Source organism: Lacisediminihabitans changchengi (assembly GCF_016634425.1).
Taxonomy (GTDB): domain Bacteria; phylum Actinomycetota; class Actinomycetes; order Actinomycetales; family Microbacteriaceae; genus Lacisediminihabitans; species Lacisediminihabitans changchengi.
This window is the reverse complement of sequence record NZ_JAEPES010000002.1, coordinates 13,039-30,040: the sequence shown is the minus strand read 5'-3', so window position 1 is coordinate 30,040 and position 17,002 is coordinate 13,039. Positions and strand designations below refer to the sequence as shown.

Here is a 17,002-nt window from a genome sequence, read left to right as displayed (position 1 = left end):
GGTGCCGGGGGCCGCTGTGCGACCCCCGGCCGAGCTAGTTGTTAGGTGCAGACCACGCCGGCAGCTTCCCAGTTGCTCGAGTCGACCATGGCGGTCTTCGCGATCGACTGGGCGGGCAGCTTGGTGCCGTCGCGTACGAGACCGACCATCGAGGTCAGAGCGGCCTTGCCCACCTCGACGCCAGAGATGAACAGCGCCGCCTTGTTCCCGGTGTCCTGCTTGGCCGCCCAGTCCTTGCAGGTCAGGTAGGCGCCGAGCCCGACACCTGCGATGTTGGCCGGCGCGACCCCGGAGTTCTGCAGCGCGGTGACGATCCCCGTTTCGTTCTCGTCGTTGCAGCCCCAGACGACCCAGTGCTTGACTCCCGCGTTGGCGGTGATCACCGCTCCGGCCTTGTTCTGCGCGTCGGTAGCGGAGTTATCCGTTCCGATGTCGACGATCTTCGGAATGTCGCTGCCGATTGCCTTGGTGAAGGCATCTTTCGCGCCGTCGACGCGCTGGGTGCACACCGACAGATCCTGCTTGTAGCCACTCAGAATGCGAGTGTCTGCAGCACTCCAGCCTGCATCCTTGTAGAGCTTCGCCGCCTGGGTGCCGACGGCGTTGCCCATGGCGGTTCCGTCGAACCCGGCGAATGCGGCTGGCTTGCCCGCGGCATCCTTGATGATGTCGTCGGAGGCCATGATCGGGATGCCTGCGGCCTTCGCCGCCGCGATCACCTGCGGGCCGATCTGCTGATCGGGCACGACGATGATGATGCCGTCGACCTTCTGTGCGATGACGGAATCGACCGCGCTGATCGCCTTGTTCGCGTCGGTGCCGAGGTCGACGACCTTGATGTTCACGTCGCCGAGCGACTTCGCCGCGGCTTTCGCCCCGTCGGCCTCGTCGACGAAGTACTGCTGATCGCCCTGCTTCTGCAGGTAGGCGATAGTGAGCTTGCCCGACTTGGGGCCGGATGCCGCCACGTCGCCGCCCGTCTCCGCGCCCGAAGTGCAGGCGGTAGCCAAGAGGATCACGGTCGCTGCTGTAGCGAGGATGAGCGAGGTGCGGCTCACCTTTCGCCGAGTGAATGCTGCCATGGGTTCGTCCTTTTCTCTCTGTGTGGGTAGCTGGTCGGCAGCGTTGCCTCCCAGTGTGACCGTCAGGAACCGGTCGGGATGGAAATTTCCGTGAGGTGGTCTCGAATCGCGCGCACCTGGCGGTCGCGAGCGATCGCCGGGTCGTCGGTGAACAAGAGCATCGACGGCAGTGACGTGGCGAAAAAGTCCACGACGGCGGGAGTCGCCGCCAGCGCCTCGGCAAAGTGCTCAAGCTCCTCGGCGAGCGCCGACGCATTGTCGTTCTCGCCCAGGCGCTGCAGCGCGAGAATCGTGAAGCAGGTCTGGTCGCTGAACGCCTGAGTGCTCATGCTGAGAAAGTCGCCCTCGAATTGCGTAGCCGTGGTCCACGCGGCTCGCGCCTCGTTTGGGCGATCCGCGGCGGCCAGGGCGTCCCCGAGAGCGAGATAGAGGCGAGCGGAATTTGCCAGCGGATGACGCGCCTCGCCGAGGCTGGCCGGCGTGTCGATGGCGGCGGTAGTCCGTTCGACGGCGGCCGCGGCATCCCCTGCAGCTAGCGCTTGCCGGGCAAGCGCGAGGTGGGCGTCTTCCCAGGCCGTGATCACCTGCCCCTCGCCGCCCTCCCAGGGCTGAAACTGACGCGACAGAAGCAGACGGCGTGCGGCGCCTGGGTCTCCGGTGGCCGTGAGCAGTCCGGCGAACACCACGGTGAGATCGTCGCGGGCACCGACGAGGTCGGCGCTGCGCTCGAGGCGCATCCGCCGCACGTCGTGTGAGTCGCCGAGCCGTGCCGCCAGCTGGTCGGACTCGAACAGGAGTTTCGCGTTTGACGGCGCCAGGGCGAGTGCCGCGTCGTAGTGGCGGCGAGCCGCTTGCGGGTCACGACGCACATTGAAGGCAGCGATACCCAGATTGCGCTCGGCCATGACGCCGCCGGCAGCCGTCCAGCAGTCGATCGCGTCGTCGAATCGTCGACGGTCGTAGTACCAGTTCCCGAGCAACAGCGCGGCCAGGGCGTCTGCCGGGTCGGCGGAAAGAGCCGCCTTCAACGCGGCGACATCGTCGAGACGCGATGCCAGGCAATAGGTGCTGTCCGCAGCGCGTGCCGCGGCACGTGCTTCCCCGGCCGCCTCGGTCTGGCCGAGCCGGTCGAGGATCATGGCGCGATGGTATTGGGCCAGGGGCGCGACGTTCACCTGACCGAGCGCATTCGATTTCGCCGCGATGCTGGCCTCGTCGAGGAGGCGCAGCGCGCTGTCGGCCTCGCCGGCCACGGAGTACTCGAGGGCGACGTCGAGAAGGGTGGGGGCGTCATCCGTCACGGTCAGCCCGGCGAGGTCACGCGTCCACTGGTCGAGCGGATCGCGGGCGAGCGTCGCATCGATGTGGCGCTGAGCCTCGGTGGGCCGATTGCTGAGTCGTAGCAGAACGGCGAGCAGGTTCGCGGCCTGAAGCTGGTCGGCGTCGAGCGCGAGCACCGTGGTCAGCACCTGTTCGGCCTCGGCCAGACGACCGGCGCGGAGGAATATCCGGGCGAGCGTCAGATTGGCGGGAACCCGCCAGGCGGCATCCCACGCGGCCTTCGCCAGAACAGCCTCTGCCTCAGCGTCGCGCCCCTGGTTCACAAGTTCGATGCCCAGCCGATAGTGCACCTCGCCGGTGATCGGGGTGGAGACGTGCGCCGTCAGTCGGGCGAGGGCGGTGCGGAGCAGCGCTTCGGCCTCGGCAAAATCGCCAGCCCAATGCAGGCGCTGCGAAAGCGCGAGGTTGCACCGTACATCGCCCGGATCACGCCGCAGCGCTTCGCGCCAATACGGCTCCGGCAGGCGTGTGGCGTGACGATACTGGGCGAGATACTGCCCGGTGAGAAAGAGTTGCTCAACCGAATCCAGTTGCTCCGGGGCCTCGGGCTCGACCGCGGCTGTGGGTTCTGCGCTCGACTCGGCCTTCCCTCGGGGGCGCCAGCTCACCAGCGTCCGGGTGCCGGAGCGCACGGTCACGGTGAACGAGGCAGGGTCGAATGCACCGTCGACGGTGTGCTCGACCACCACCGCAACGCTGGGTGTCAGGGTGGCGATCGTTTCGAACTGCACTGTGTCTTCGAAATGCACAGTGCCGTCGCGCAAGCCTAGGGTGATCGACGCATCGACGAACAGCTGTGTCGACATCACCCCGATGACGACTGTAGTGACGTTTCCCTCCGACGTGATGTCGAGACGCACCGTCGCCTCGGTAGTCGCCTGGTGCACTGGGCCGACCCCGGTGATCGGGTACCAGTATTGGCTGAACGCCTTGGTCTCGCCGGGCGCGAGAAACGCGAAGTCGGGCTGATTGTCGGTGAATGCTCCCGCCATCAGCTCGACATAGGGGCCATCGTCGTCGGTGAGGTTGGTCTCCCAACTGCGGCCGAATTCGGCATCCCCCCAGGTCCACTGCTTCTTGCCCGGGGCGAAGTGACGGTCCGCGACGTAGACGAAGCCCGAATCGCGGCCGTGATCGTAGCCACCGAAGAAATCGTCGTCGGTGGCTACCACCATGTACGAGGTGGGTACCGGGATGTTTCGGTACCAGTCGAGGCGATCGCCGTCGGGGGTCTGCGCGCTCTTCTGGGCGGGATAGTCGATGCCGTAATAGCGGCCCTCGACCGCGGGAAAGGTGGCAACGGCACGCTTGGCGTGGTCGGCGACGAAGCGCACATCGGTTGGGAAGAACGATTGGTAGTCGTCGTTGACCGCGGCGGCCACATTCGCCCACCAGAGAAAGGTCTGGGTCTCGTCTGTGCGATTGAACAACCGCACGCGTGCCTCGATCACCGAGCTGTCTGGGCGAAGACGGATGCCGTGCATCCCTTTCATCCTGGTGAACGGATCGTGATCGGAACACCAGACGGTGACGGCGCCGTCTGTCTCGTGCTCGATCTCGAAGTCGGTGGGCAGAAATGTGGCGGGCCGATGGTGCTGCGGCCAGTTGAATTCGACGCCGCCGGAGATCCACGGCCCCGCCAGCCCCACCAGCGCGGGCTTGATGACGTTGTTGCGATAGAAGAAGTCGTAATCGTTCACTTTGTCGTACGCGACATGGATGCGGCCGCCGAGCTCGGGAAGGATCACCAGTCGGATCCACTCGTTCTCGAGATGCACGGCCTGCCACTCGTGCGGCGCCTTGTGCTGCGAGATGCGCTCGTGAAACGGCAACGGGTAAACGCGTCCGCTCGAGCCCTGATAGACACGATTGTCGAGGTATGCGGGCAGGGTGTCCGGCGCCTCCGGCAGATAGGTGTCAATGATCATCGGCTGCGCCCAGGCGGCCACCCCGGCGCCGACGAGTTCGTCGGGTACTGGCGGCAAGATCAGCCGAGACGTGTCATCGGCCTCAGCCGCGACTTCCGTCGGTTCTGGCCGTATCGCATCTGGCCGTTTCCGAGCCTCATCATTGAGCATGACGCCACATTAGAACGATCGGAGTGGCGACAAAATAGCAGATCTCTTGGTAAAACTGGAGGAAATCACTTTCTGAAGGGATCGAGCTCGATGTCAATTGCAGAAGGCTTTCCGGGCCAACGGCTGCTCGTACTCCCGCGCCCCCGCATTAGCGAGGCGCTGGATTCGCCTGGCACTACGCATCTGCTGGTGACCGACTGCGGCTACTTTCCCGAAGCGCGCGCGCACCGCATCAGCCGCTCGACCCCCGTTTCGCAGGCTGTCGTTCTGGTCTGCACCGCCGGGGGCGGGTGGTGCCGCATCGGGGAGATCACCCACCCTGTTGCCGCGGGTCAGGCCGTCGTCATCCCGCCCGGCGTTGCGCACTCCTATGGCAGCAACCGCGACGATCCGTGGACGCTCTGGTTCGTGCACCTCGATGGCCGCGGTCTCGACGACGTGCTCACCGCCTGCGGCATGACCGAGCTCGCCCCCGTGAGAACTGTCGTCGACACCTTTCGAGTGGTGGCGTTGATGGAGGAGATCGTGAGCACGATGGAGCGCGATCTCAGCACCTCGAGCCTGCTGGCCGCGTCGGGGGCTGCCTGGCACATGCTCACGCTCCTTGCGGCCCTGCAGGGTTCCGACGACCACCGGATACGGGTTATCGAAGACGCCAGAGACTTCTTGCGCGGCCATTTCACCGAGCGGGTGAGCATCGCGTCGCTGGCCGCTAAGGCCCAGTTGAGCCCTTCCCACTTCTCTGCCCTATTCAGGCGCCAGGTCGGGTTTCCGGTCTTGCAATATCAGACCCAGCTACGGATGTCGCGAGCTCGCGAACTGCTCGACACCACTGATCTCTCGGTGGCGAGTATCGCCGTCCAGGTGGGCTACGACGATGCCTTCTACTTCTCGCGCCAGTTCAAGTCGGTGCACGGAACGACCGCTCTGAGATATCGAGCGCTGCACAAGGGCTAGTCGAGCTCCGGCGCCGGTTGAGTAGCGCCCGAGGAACGAGGACGCGTATCGAAACCCGCCCCGCTCTACTCCGACGTGTCAGTCCACGACGCGATGTCCACGCCGTGATTGTCGGGCGATGCGAGCGACCACCAGGCGGGAGCGCTCGAGTCGTCGACGAGTCGCCCGCCCGCGGCGAGCGCGGCATCCACTCGCGCCTGGGCCTGGTCAGCCGGAACGAAGACGTCGAAGTGCGTCCGACCGCGCCGGGCGGCGTCGCCCGTAATCGGGTTGAACGCCAGCTGCGGTCCACTGCGCAACGGGTCGACGGCATCCGTGTCACCAAACGGCTCGTACCCTAGCGCGGCCAGGAAGAACGGACGCACGTCGACCTCGGAGTGCTGCGCCACATAGATGCCGATCGACTGCGCGCGAGACGGGTCGGGAGTCAGGTCCAAATCGGCTGCAGCCGCAGAGACGGCAACGGCGAACTCTCTGGCTGCCGCCGGGATGCCGTCCCAGCTGCGATACGGCACCCGCACGACGACTGCCTCCGGTCGCACATCAACGTCAGGCAATACGCCGAACCGCTCGGCAGCGGCGGCGATGGGACCGACGAGGCTTGCGGCCTGCGCGAACGATGTCGCGGTGAAGACCGCCTGAGGCCCGGTCGCGGTGACCCGCCAGTCACCGACGGCCGGCGCTCGGTGAAACTCCGCCGGGGAGATCCACCCTGATTCGATCGTCGGCTCGCTCATGCTGACTCCTTTGAAGGCCGTGCCCTCACGCTACTCGCGAGCCTCTACGGTTGACCAATGATTCTCGTCGGCGCGCTCCTCGCGCTGACGCTCGCGGGCGGCATCCAGCTCCCCCCGGTCGGCATCGCCGACTACCGGCTCGGTGGCGCATACCGGCCGGTGGCGTATGTCCAGGTCGTCGCGCGCGACAGCACCGCCACGGATGACCCTCCCACCACGTTCGCGAGGGACCATTTAGTCGCTACCGCAGGTGTCCGCAGGAGCAGAGCGGGCCCTCTGCGAGCCGTTGGCCAAGCCTCGCCCCGAATCCTCGAAGAGCGTGTCGACAGTCGTGCTCCCACTCGTCGTATGTGGAGTCCGTCCAGCGTGCTGCTGTTGCGAGGGCGTCCGCGGCAACATTCCTGACGTCAGAACGATGGCCCTTAAGCCAGTGCACGACGACAGTTTTCCCGTTAGCGACCGACCCGATCTCGTCCAGTGACTCACGATACCTACCAATGTCGCGCATTGGTTTGGACACCACGCCATCGACAAGTGCGAACGGTTGCATGAGCGCGGCCGCCGTCTCACTATCGGTGTTGACGTGCACCAGCTGACCAGGCTGAGCCGCGCGAACCCCTTCAGCTATGGCCCAGAGCTCGGCATCGTTATTGTCTGTCGCCCAGCCTCGGCACACCCCATGAGCGAAGTAGCCCGAGTCATCAACCCAGGCCCAAGAACTCCCGCCTTTCCAGACACTAGCGTCAGTCCAGATGGCTCGACTTGCAGCATGTACGTCCGGCGACAATACGTCGAGTCTGATCCTGGCAATCGATGGCGGAACCCCGTTTTCTTGAGCTGTAGTCACACTCGAACGATATTTGCCCCCGCCGACATTGAATGCACGGATGCCCTCCCGCCCTGATCGCGGAAGCTCAGCACACTGCGGCTCATCCACAGGGGATAACGGGATGAGCACGACGTTCACGAACGCGAGTGCCTCTCCAACCGATGTTATATATTAGCTATATAGGAGAGAGGCACGGCATGGCTGTCACGAGCATCGATATCGACAAGAGCAAGATCGAAAAAGCGCAAGAGCTCACCGGCGCTCGCTCTCAGCGGGAGGTTGTCGACATGGCGCTCGACCTCCTGATCAACACACGTTCTTTTGATCCGGGCAAGCTGGCCGCTCGACTGGATGCCGTGCTGGGCAACACGCTTCAGGAACTCGCTGATCGGTGACCTGGGTTCCCGACGCCACCCAGGTCCTCGACGTCTTCGTCCGGTCGACACTCCTATTTGCGCCGGTCCCGCGAGATATCGGCCTCATCGAGTCCGCATTGCAGCGGGCGAATCTGACCATGTACGGCACCGAAATTTACGGCGACATCCACACCAAGGTCGCCGCAGTGATCGATTCGATCAGTCGCACTCATCCTCTTCTCGACGGCAACAAGCGCCTGGCCGCGACGGCGACGTTTGTCATCTTCTCGATGAACGAGTACGTCTACTTGGGCGATGACGCCGACGCCGACTTCTACGTTGCGGTCGCGGCCGAACACCTCTCCCTCAACGAGATCGCAGATCGGCTTCGCGAGCTGTGGGCTCCGGCAGGCGGAAGTTGACAACTGCATGGCACACCTCCGCGGCACGTGCGCGCCACCTGGCGGCGCCAGCCTCACCGCGTCGCGTAGTGCGCCGCGACCTGGGCTGCGGTGAGCACCGTCGAATAGTACGCAACCCCGGCCATCGACCCGGCGAAACCGGTGCTTGCGGGAGGGTTCGGCCAGTCCGACGATGCCCCGTACCCGATGCGGAGATACCCGCTGAAAGCATGGTGGGGAGAGGCGGTGTTCGTTCCGACCGAGACTCCGTCGACCCACAGCGCCATGTTCGTGGCATCACTGTAGGTCGCCTGGATCAGGTGCCACGTGCCGTCGTTGAAGCTGGCCGACGACTCCACGTTGTAGGTCCGCAGAGCAGTCGAGTCATACATCCCGAAATGAACCTTGCCGGCATTGTTCATATACAGCAAAGCGTCTTTGTCGACGGGTGACACGGCTGTCGGGTCTGAGTAGAAGCCCATCAGCAGACCGCCGGTTTTGGTCGTCGTATTGACCCAGACTTCATAGCTGAACGTGTTGGGCCGGGTGAGGGAATTCGCTGTCGTGATGCCTGCGTTGGCGCCGCTGAGCGTGACGCCGGCCGCCCCATCCACCGAACATGGCCCGGGTGCGCCGTAGGTTATTCCGGCGGTGTACGTGCCATCAATCGAATTGCCCGAAGAATCGGTCGCGACCGTGCCGCTGTTCTGATTCAGCTTGTAGTAGTTCGACGGAGAGTCGGCGAGCACCGCTCTGGCGCAGGTTCCTTTCGTCGCGCTATATCTGAGCGAGATCTGCGCCGGGGAGAGCGCCTGGGAGTAGACGGCCGCAGACGCAATAGTTCCGGCAAACCCGACGCTGCTCGTCGGCGCGCCTGGCCAGTAGGAAATTCCGCCATAGCCGAGCCGCCAGTAGCCTGTGTAGCTGTTGATCGGAATGGCGGCCGCATTCGTCGCAACCGATGAACCGTCCACGAAGATGGTCATCCCGGTGGCCACCGTGTAGGTGGCCTCGGCCAGGTGCCAGGTACCGTCGTTGTACGCGGTCGGGCTGGTCGCCGAAACGGGGGTACTGGTCACCCGGTTGTACATCCCGAAGGCGATCTTGCCCGTTTTGGTCATGTACAGCACGCGATCCTGGCTGGCTGTGGCAGACGTCGGGTCGGTGAACATCCCCACCAAGAGCCCACCGGCAGTGGATGTCGTCTTGAACCAGATCTCCACGCTGAAGGTCATCGGGGACGAAACCGCATTTGCAGTCGTTACCCCCGTGGTCGCGCCGCCGCCGAGCGTCACCGCGGTGGCTCCGTCGAGTGCGCACGGCCCACTAACCCCGTAGGTGATTCCGGTTGACGTGTAGGTTCCGGGGCGATTGTTTCCCGACGAGTCGGCTGCCGTGAGGCCCGATGCCTCGGTGAGCTTGTAGAAATTTGCTGGAGCATCCGCGACCACACGATCGGCGCAGGTGAACCGGTTGGCTGTGGCAACGGCATTCGATGCGTTGCTGGTCGTTCTGCTGAACGCGACGGCCTCCGCCGTCATGGGCGACAGCAGGGGAAGCGCAAGACCGATCACGCTCGCGATGGCGACTCCTCGGCTCACCGTCGCGATGCGTACCGGGGCGGTCTCGCCGCGATGCGCGCGGCGTGTTGCGCGGGAACGCCGCTCGCGCGGCGCTGCACTCGGCGCACCGGTTCGGCTCGAATCATCCTGCTTAAAGAGAAAGGCAACAGAGACAAGGAGTGCAAGGGCTGCAGCGGTGAGGCCGAGGGCGCCGTATTGCCCGGTGCCCAGCCAGACCGCGGGAAGGCCCAGGTAGGGAACACGCAACGAGGCGATTCCGATGACGTCAGCGAGAGGCACGCCGGCGGTGTCGCGCTGAGGGTTGGCATCGCCCTTGGTGATGACCTCTCCCGACCCCGAAATGGCGACCAATCGATGAAGGCGCAACCAGCCAGCATGATTGGGATCCTTTTCCAGAATCACCTGCTTGAGCTGCAGCGGCGCTGAATCGATCGGCCGCGAGACGACGACGTCGCCCACCATCAGGCGCGGCTCCATCGAACCCGAGCTGACGAACGTCGGATGCCACCCAGCGACAGCGGGGACGAGAGTGGTCAGAAGCAGCGCGGCGACAGTTGCAAGCACGACTCGAGCCAGCATCGACATGATGAGTGCGCCCCAGCCTCCCCGCCACGACAGCGGTGGAGACTGGCTCACAGAAGAGGAGGTGCCGGCGTCGCCAGAAGTCACACTGGCCGGTCGCAGCTGCGACGAACGAGTTGATACTTCCGGCATCGCCGACACCTCCTGAATTCCCGGGAAACTCTGCCGGGTCACAATGACTCGGCTTAGGTGTTGTTGGCTTCCCACGTGAAACCGAGAGCTGCAGTGCCGCCCTGCACCGAGTTGGGCGCGCTGGCCGAGACGGTGTAGACGAACTGGTAGGTCTTCGTCTCGCTCGCCGAGCCGGTCGGTGACCAGTTGGTCAGGCCATTGGCGTAGGACGTGTTGGTGGTGCCGATGTTGGCGAGAGTGCCGGAGTAGATCGCAGAACCGGTGGCGTCGGCGACGAAACTGGCACACGAGGCGAAGCTTCCGCCGGTGCCCTGGGTGATCGTCAGCGTGATGTAGGTCGACAACGCGTTGGTTGTGGCCGGGGACGAGGTGTACAACTTCACGGCAGACGGCAGGGTGCCCGTCGAGGTCACAGCGATACATTTTGTTCCGGTCGATCCCGGCTTCAGGCCCGTCGCGGTGAACATCGCGGTGCTTGCCGAGTCGTTCGTCAGCAGAACGGTGCCGGCGGCCCAGTTGCTCGTGGCGTTGCTCGTCGTTGCGGAGAACGCGGAATACGACGCCTGCCAGACGATCGCGGAACTGATGCCAAGAGCGGCGACCACGGCAATGGCTCCGACGAGTGTGAATGAACGGCGACTAGGCCGAAGTGCAAGGCGGTGTGACATGGTTCCCCCGGGTTAGGTTTCGGATCGCTCGCGATAAGGTCGATTGGGTAATTTATTCATCGGGCTTCCTCAGCTTGCGGTGCGTTATCTTGAATATCAAGCTAAACGACGTTCAAGCAACTCGAATATCGAGATATCACCCCTGCACTGGGGGTTTTTCGCGCACATCAGCGCAAATATTTTTGAACTTGACCGCGTCGAAGCATCCATTCGACCTGGGCAGATCGCGACTCGATTGGGCGACAACTTGATGGAAACGACAGCCGAGGCGCGCCGGTACGCCGGCTCGACCGACGGTGAAACGCCGACCCACACCCTCGCCGGCGCGTTTCATCATCTGGAGATCAGTCTTCGCCGGCTCCGAAGCGAGTACGCGACCAGGCTCGAGCTGACAAACTCGGAATACAGCGCGTTGACCGCCGTGGGGCACGCCGAACAGATCACTCCTAAAGAGTTGTCGCGCACTCTGCACATGACGACGGGGGCCGTCACCGCCATGCTCGATCGACTCGAAAGGGCCGGGCTGGTCGTTCGGCAGAATCACCCGAAAGACCGGCGAAGCGTTCTGATCGTGCCAACAGCGCAGGGTTCCGCCGCACTCGATGCGGTGGTCGGCGGCTATCAGGCCGCGATCGACAGGCTCGTCGCCACGGAGGACCGATTTCTCGATCCGATGATTACCGAGCTCATCAAGCGCGCGGCGTGGTCACTCACCCAAGAGGCAGAAGCACTGTCCGACGGGTCTTCAGCTACTGGTCAGAGCTAGGCACACCCTCAACCAACCCGATAAACGCACTCAGCTGCGCCAGCCCCGCCACGCTCGTCGGTAGCGCCTCGGTCAGCCCCGGCGAGTAGATCAGGTATGACGCCCACTGCGCCCGCGAGATGGCGACGTTCAGGCGGTTGGCCAGCAGCAGAAACTCCAGCCCTCGCGGCACGTCGGCCGCCGACGAGGCCGAGAGCGAGATGATCGACACCGCCGCCTCGCGCCCCTGGAACTTGTCGACCGTCCCCACCGGAATCGACGCATAGCCCGCCGCCTCGAGCCGCAGCTTGATCGTTTCGACCTGCGCGTTGTACGGCGCCACCACGATGATGTTGTCCTGCTCGAGGGGCGCGGTGCTACCGGCAGAACTCCAATCGCGCCCCAGCAGGTCGCGCGCGAGGGCGACCACGGCATCCGCTTCTTCGATCGACAGGGTGGAGTTGCCGTGATGCTCCAGCGCCACCGGATGCAGCCCCGGCACGATGCCCGCCAGCGACCGGTCGGAGTCGTGGGAGTGCAGCTTGCCCTCGTACGACAGGCGTGAGACGGGCGCGCAGACATCCGGATGCATGCGCCAGCTCGTTTCGAGAAAGTAGCCGAACTCCGGCGGCAGTACGTCATGTCCCGCCGAGAGCCAGCCGAGTGCCGAGGTATCGACCGGCTCGGGATGCGTTCCCTTCGTCACCTGCGGAAGCTGCTGCGGATCCCCCAGCAGCAACATCCGCTGGGCCGAGACCGACGCCGCGATGGTGTTCGCCAGCGAGAACTGACCCGCCTCGTCGACCACCAGCAGGTCGAGCGAGCGGGAGGGGATGCGCGCCTCGCTGGCGAAGGTCCACTGCGTTCCCCCGAGCACGAAGGCGTCCTGCGCGGTGAACCGGTCTTGCGCCGCGGTGGAGCTGAGCTTGGTCCAGTCGCCCTGCACCGAGGCATCCTTCGGCTTCTTGCCGACGAGGGCGGGGTCGAGGCCCGCCTTCACGATGCCGTCGAGCATGTGCTCGACCACCGCGTGTGACTGCGCGACGACGCCGATCTTCCAGCCGTGGTCGCGCACCAGCTCCACGATCACCGTGGATCCCACGTAGGTCTTGCCGGTTCCGGGCGGCCCCTGCACCGCGAGGTACGAGTCGCGCAGCGGCAGCAGCGACGCCACGATCGCATCGCTTCGCTCGCCCACAATGGGCGCGAGCGCGGTGCGCGGTGAGGCGCGGCGCAGCACATCCATCGCCGGGTCTTCGTACGGTCGCGGCCAGGCGGCGAGCACCTCCGAAGCCCAGCGGCGGATGGCCTCCACCAGCGACTTCGAGGGCGGCGGCTTCGACGGCGACAGGGCGATCGGCAGGTCGGGAATCGGGTCCCCGCCGACCGCGACCTTCTCGCGCACGAGCATGCTGACCTCGTCCACCTCGAGCAGCTCGGAGCGTTCGTGGGCCCAGCGCGCACCGGGCTCCAGCGATACATCGGCCGGCGAGTAGTCGTCGTAGACCATGAACGGCCCGGTGTCGCCGACCTTGAACGAGCTGCCGGGCGCCGGCGTTCCGGTCAGCAGCAGGTCGCGCGACAGCGACTTGTCTTTGCCGTTGACAGACCAGTCACGGATGACCTCCACTCCCCCATCATCGACACGGAACACGTCGCGCGTTCCCTCCCACTCGTCGATCGGATTGCGCAGACGGTCGAAGTGGTCCCACCAGAAGCTGTTGTTTTCGCGGCGGTGGTAGTCGAGCGCGGCGGCGGCGAGCGCGATGCCGGTCTGCGTGGGGTCGCGATCCAGGGCGGAGGTGTCGTCGATCAGCGCCATGAGCTGCCCGTACAGCTCATCGGGTTCGGGCTCCTGGTGCGGCGGGCGTAGCTCATCGAACTCGGCGAGTGGCACGGACTGCTCGGCGGCCCGTGCGAGCAGCCAGTCGCGCAGCCTGAGCGTGGAGAGGCAGTCGTAGGCGTTGTAGCGGGCGATGTCCGCGATGACCTGCGCGGCAGCATCCGTCTCCCCGGCAGCCTGAAGCGAGCGCGCCCGCACGTATTCGGTGATCGAGTCGGCGGCGTTGGCGACGCCTTCGCGCGCGTCGTGCATGTAGAGCGGCTCGAGCTTCTTGAGCGAGTAGCTGTGACTGCCGATGCGCAGCCCGCGCCGCACGATCGGGTAGAGGTCGACCAGCACATGGTCGCGCAGCAGCGAGTCGACGATCTCGCCGCCGACGCCGTGCCGGGCGGCGAGGGTGAGCAGGTGGGTGCGCTCGTACGACGCGTAGTGGTAGATGTGCATCGCGGGATGCTGCGCCCGCCGCTCGACGACATACTCGAGAAACTCGACCAGGGCCCGTTTCTCTTGCGGAAGGTCATGCGCCCAGAACGGCCGGAACGTGCCGTCGGTCTCGACCAGCCCGAACAGGTAGTCGAGGCCCCAGGTGTCGCCCTCCTGGTAGAGCGGATCCCCCTCGAAGTCGAAGAAGATGTCGCCCACGTCGGGGGTGGGCAGGGCGGCGAGCACGCTGGCGTCCGCGATCTCCCAGGCGAGCGGTTCGGCCTCGGAGACCGGCGAGAGCTGGATGCGCGCCTGCTCCCGCAGCCCGCGCAGCGTCGCGTTCGACAGGCCGTCCACAGCATCAGTGCTGGTCACAGGCGCCGCCTCGGCCAGCTGCTCGATCGTGCGGATTCCGGCGGCCCGCAACCGATCTCGCTGGGTGAGCCGGAGGCCTGCGACGAGCAGCACGTCGCGGTGCAGCTCGACCTGCTCGGTGCAGTAGTCGCAGCGCCCGCACGCCGCGTACCGCTCGTCGCCCCACGCGGTGGGCGCGCTGTCGGCGAGCCGTTCGTCGATGATGCGCTCGAGGCGCGCCCGCCGGTTGCGATAGACGGGAAGGATGTCCTGCAGCCGATGCGAACTCACCTGCATGTCGCCCAGCCACAGGTGCACCCGCTCGCCGGTGCGGATGCCGAGGCGCTGCAGTTGCTCGCTGTACGCCGCGAGCTGTAGCAGCGCGGTGATCTTCGCGTGCCGGGCGAGCTTGGTGTCGTAGACCTCGTAGCTGCCGTTGTCTTCTCGCAGGATGAAGTCGGCGTACCCGAGAAAACGTCCATCGAAGAAGGCGGCCTGGTAGACGACATCCGCTCCAGCCTGGAAGGCGACGGATGTCTGCCGCGCAACCTCCTCGACCTCAGTCGGGTTCTCCGGCCGCGCGATCTCCACCACGTCTCGCGTGGCCCTCAGGTCGGCGAGCACCCGCAGCTCGTGCGCGTCGCCGAGCTTCGCGGTGCGCGCGAGCATGTCGTCGTCCTCGAGCTTCGGCAGCTCGACCCGCCCGAGCTTCGCGTCGAGCCGATGCATGGTCGCCCACTCGCAGGTGGCTGCCGCGGTGAGGTCGCTGGCGGAATAGACGACAGTGGGGCCAAGCAAGAACATGAGACTACTTTCTGGAGGTAGTGCTCACGGTAGCGGGGGCCGGTGACACTACCGGCAATGTGCTCAGCAGGGAATTGGTGAATCGAAATCCGGCCCAAAACTACCGTGGTATGCGACTCTTGCTGAGAGAATCTTGTAGCGCTCCAACTGTGAGCGGTCCATACCGTTCGTGCCGAGAAGAGGAGTCGTGGATGGCAGATCGACCCCGAGCATCGCGGGCGGGCCACAATCCAAGCCTGGCCGATGTTGCGGCCTTGGCGGGGGTGTCGCGAGGCACCGTATCGAACGTGTTGAATCATCCGGGCATCGTCGCCCCGAGCACTCTCGAGCGGGTTCAGAATGCCATCGCCACGCTGGGCTACGTGCGCAACGACGCGGCACGAGCCCTCGCTGCTGGCAAGAGCAAAAGCATCGGTTTCGTGTCGACCAACATCGAGAATTCCTTGTTTGTGGACATGATCCACGGAGCACAGTCGGGCTCGCGAGACGCAAATATGACGATCCTCATCGGCAATTCTGCCGATGATCTGGCGCAACAGAATGCCTACCTCGACCTGTTCGACGAGGCTCGGGTCGCCGGCGTGCTTCTTGCCCCCATGGAAGATCCGACCGACGGAATCAAGCGGATGCGGTCACACGGGCGACAGCTCGTACTGCTGAACTATCGGCCGCACGATCACGACTGCTGCGTCGTGCTGGTCGACAACGAGCAGGTGGGATACCTCGCGGCACGCCACCTCATTGATCGCGGATGCACGCGGCTCGTCTACCTGGCCAGCCACGAGAATTGGCAGCCCGTCCACTACCGACGGCTTGGCGTGCGCCGCGCGGTGGCGGAGTCAGGTGGGACCGTCACACTGCAGGAAGTCGACAAGGAGCAGCTCGATTTCGCGAACGGCGCCGAATACGCCGCCCAGTTCCTTTTGGAGCCGACGGCGACCCGCGCCGACGGCGTCGTCGCCGTCACCGACGAACTCGCGAACGGGTTCATGGACGGCGTCGTGCGGGGTGGCCTCTCGGTTCCGCGAGACGTCGCCATCGTGGGCTGTGAGAACAACCGCGCGGCGCCGCGCGGACCGGTCAGCCTCACGACCGTGGAGATGAATGGCGAGGCGATGGGGCTCGCCGCCACCTCGCTCTTGATCGAGGAGATCTCGGTACCCGCCGACGAGCACGAGCACCGGGTCGTCATGCTTGAACCCGTGCTCGTCCCGCGAGCCAGCACTTTCGGTACCTACTTAGGCGCGGACAGCTCGCCCTGATCCAGCTCCAGCGCCTCGCGCTCCCGATCTCCCCACGCTTCGGATACAGCGGCCGCGGAATCCTTCGCCGTAGCCGGCCTGCCCGCACCCACGACGACCGACAGATACGGAGACGACGCGAGCAGCGACGCAATCGCCATTCGCTGCACCGAGACACCGCGCTCGGCCGCGAGCGCCGCAAGATTCGGGAGGCGTCGCGCCAGCTCCGCGCCGGCACCGATACCGCTCAGCGGCGAGTACGCGAAGAACGGGATGGCGAGCTGCTCGCACCGCGCAAGCACCGCATCCGACTCACGCAAGAGCGCCGAATGACGATTCTGCACGGCGGAGATCGGCGCGATGGCCGTTGCCTCGTCCAACTGTTCGATCGTGACGTTGGAAATCCCGATTCCGTCGATGAGCCCGTCTCGTCGTGCGTCGTCGAGCGCGGCGACCGCTTCTCCGATCGAGGCCTGCGCATCCGCCCGGTGCAGAAAGTAGAGCCCGATCGGGCGCGTGTCGAGGGCGCGAATGCTGTCCTCGATGTCGCGGCGAAGCCGATCGGGACGATTGTCGATGCGCCACTCGCCCGTGCGCTCGCGATAGTGCCCGCCCTTGGTGGCGACCACAACATCGGGGCGGCCATCGAGCGCAGTCCGAAAGAGGCGTTCATTGTGCAAGGGATCGTCGGCCGGAGCGTAGGCTCGCGCGGAATCGAAGATGCGGATGCCGGCGTCATAGCCCGCCCGTATCGTGGCGATTGCCCGGGCGTCGTCGAGCTGGGGCATGATCGAGAATCCCGCGCCTCCCAGCGCGACCTGCCCGGTCAATTCGACCACGCTCATT

14 protein-coding genes are annotated in these 17,002 nt (G+C 65.3%); 5 read left to right on the top strand and 9 right to left on the bottom strand.

Annotated features, from left to right (window positions below; genetic code table 11):
- Positions 1 to 41 precede the first annotated feature (41 nt).
- Both IV501_RS05690 and IV501_RS05685 read right to left on the bottom strand, forming a co-directional pair.
- Positions 42 to 1,082, bottom strand: a complete 1,041-nt coding sequence (locus tag IV501_RS05690) for a substrate-binding domain-containing protein (protein WP_200555492.1) — start codon at positions 1,080 to 1,082, stop codon at positions 42 to 44.
- Between the two features lie 62 nt (positions 1,083 to 1,144).
- Entirely contained in the window at positions 1,145 to 4,408 is a 3,264-nt protein-coding gene (locus IV501_RS05685) for a DUF5107 domain-containing protein (protein ID WP_200555491.1), read from the bottom strand.
- 183 nt (positions 4,409 to 4,591) lie between these two features.
- Between IV501_RS05685 and IV501_RS05680 the strand changes: the two genes are divergently transcribed.
- The gene (locus IV501_RS05680; protein ID WP_200555490.1) at positions 4,592 to 5,458 is read left to right on the top strand and encodes an AraC family transcriptional regulator; all 867 of its coding nucleotides are present in this window, start codon (positions 4,592 to 4,594) and stop codon (positions 5,456 to 5,458) included.
- Between the two features lie 65 nt (positions 5,459 to 5,523).
- On the opposite strand, the gene IV501_RS05675 is transcribed toward IV501_RS05680, so the two are convergent.
- From IV501_RS05675 to IV501_RS16665, 3 genes are read right to left on the bottom strand one after another with little or no spacing between them, the layout of a single operon-like run.
- Positions 5,524 to 6,195, bottom strand: a complete 672-nt coding sequence (locus tag IV501_RS05675; protein ID WP_200555489.1) for a VOC family protein — start codon at positions 6,193 to 6,195, stop codon at positions 5,524 to 5,526.
- Positions 6,196 to 6,225: 30 nt separating this feature from the next.
- A complete protein-coding gene (locus IV501_RS05670; protein ID WP_200555488.1) occupies positions 6,226 to 6,429 on the bottom strand; it encodes a hypothetical protein in 204 nt (67 codons plus the stop codon).
- Between the two features lie 7 nt (positions 6,430 to 6,436).
- On the bottom strand, positions 6,437 to 7,042 hold the full coding sequence (locus IV501_RS16665; RefSeq protein WP_200555487.1) for an RNase H family protein: 606 nt from the start codon (positions 7,040 to 7,042) through the stop codon (positions 6,437 to 6,439).
- A 179-nt stretch (positions 7,043 to 7,221) separates the two neighbouring features.
- On the opposite strand from IV501_RS16665, the gene IV501_RS05660 reads away from it, so the two are divergent.
- Together IV501_RS05660 and IV501_RS05655 are read left to right on the top strand one after the other, a co-directional pair.
- The gene (locus tag IV501_RS05660; RefSeq protein ID WP_200555486.1) at positions 7,222 to 7,419 is read left to right on the top strand and encodes a type II toxin-antitoxin system VapB family antitoxin; all 198 of its coding nucleotides are present in this window, start codon (positions 7,222 to 7,224) and stop codon (positions 7,417 to 7,419) included.
- Complete coding sequence (locus tag IV501_RS05655; RefSeq protein WP_200555485.1) at positions 7,416 to 7,802, top strand: type II toxin-antitoxin system death-on-curing family toxin; 387 nt, start codon at positions 7,416 to 7,418, stop codon at positions 7,800 to 7,802. The genes IV501_RS05660 and IV501_RS05655 overlap by 4 nt, the downstream gene beginning before the upstream one ends.
- A gap of 53 nt (positions 7,803 to 7,855) precedes the next feature.
- Here the strand turns inward: IV501_RS05655 and IV501_RS05650 are convergent, their stop codons facing one another.
- The gene (locus IV501_RS05650; protein WP_200555484.1) at positions 7,856 to 10,000 is read right to left on the bottom strand and encodes a signal peptidase I; all 2,145 of its coding nucleotides are present in this window, start codon (positions 9,998 to 10,000) and stop codon (positions 7,856 to 7,858) included.
- A 131-nt stretch (positions 10,001 to 10,131) separates the two neighbouring features.
- Complete coding sequence (locus IV501_RS05645) at positions 10,132 to 10,683, bottom strand: hypothetical protein (RefSeq protein WP_307812205.1); 552 nt, start codon at positions 10,681 to 10,683, stop codon at positions 10,132 to 10,134.
- 106 nt (positions 10,684 to 10,789) lie between these two features.
- Between IV501_RS05645 and IV501_RS05640 the strand changes: the two genes are divergently transcribed.
- Entirely contained in the window at positions 10,790 to 11,512 is a 723-nt protein-coding gene (locus IV501_RS05640; protein WP_200555482.1) for a MarR family winged helix-turn-helix transcriptional regulator, read from the top strand.
- Here IV501_RS05640 and IV501_RS05635 read toward each other — a convergent pair.
- Entirely contained in the window at positions 11,496 to 14,915 is a 3,420-nt protein-coding gene (locus IV501_RS05635) for a TM0106 family RecB-like putative nuclease (RefSeq protein WP_200555481.1), read from the bottom strand. The genes IV501_RS05640 and IV501_RS05635 overlap by 17 nt on opposite strands.
- Positions 14,916 to 15,106: 191 nt before the next feature.
- Between IV501_RS05635 and IV501_RS05630 the strand changes: the two genes are divergently transcribed.
- Entirely contained in the window at positions 15,107 to 16,177 is a 1,071-nt protein-coding gene (locus tag IV501_RS05630; RefSeq protein ID WP_200555480.1) for a LacI family DNA-binding transcriptional regulator, read from the top strand.
- Here IV501_RS05630 and IV501_RS05625 read toward each other — a convergent pair.
- Positions 16,150 to 16,995, bottom strand: a complete 846-nt coding sequence (locus IV501_RS05625) for an aldo/keto reductase (protein ID WP_200555479.1) — start codon at positions 16,993 to 16,995, stop codon at positions 16,150 to 16,152. The two genes, IV501_RS05630 and IV501_RS05625, sit on opposite strands and share 28 nt — an antisense overlap.
- Positions 16,996 to 17,002: the final 7 nt, after the last annotated feature.

Coding starts and splice junctions, on each gene's coding strand:
- IV501_RS05630 (WP_200555480.1), top strand. CDS start 15,107: ATGGCAGATCGACCCCGAGCATCGCGGGCGGGCCACAATCCAAGCCTG.
- IV501_RS05635 (WP_200555481.1), bottom strand. CDS start 14,915: ATGTTCTTGCTTGGCCCCACTGTCGTCTATTCCGCCAGCGACCTCACC.
- IV501_RS05690 (WP_200555492.1), bottom strand. CDS start 1,082: ATGGCAGCATTCACTCGGCGAAAGGTGAGCCGCACCTCGCTCATCCTC.
- IV501_RS05680 (WP_200555490.1), top strand. CDS start 4,592: ATGTCAATTGCAGAAGGCTTTCCGGGCCAACGGCTGCTCGTACTCCCG.
- IV501_RS05675 (WP_200555489.1), bottom strand. CDS start 6,195: ATGAGCGAGCCGACGATCGAATCAGGGTGGATCTCCCCGGCGGAGTTT.
- IV501_RS05660 (WP_200555486.1), top strand. CDS start 7,222: ATGGCTGTCACGAGCATCGATATCGACAAGAGCAAGATCGAAAAAGCG.
- IV501_RS05670 (WP_200555488.1), bottom strand. CDS start 6,429: ATGGTCCCTCGCGAACGTGGTGGGAGGGTCATCCGTGGCGGTGCTGTC.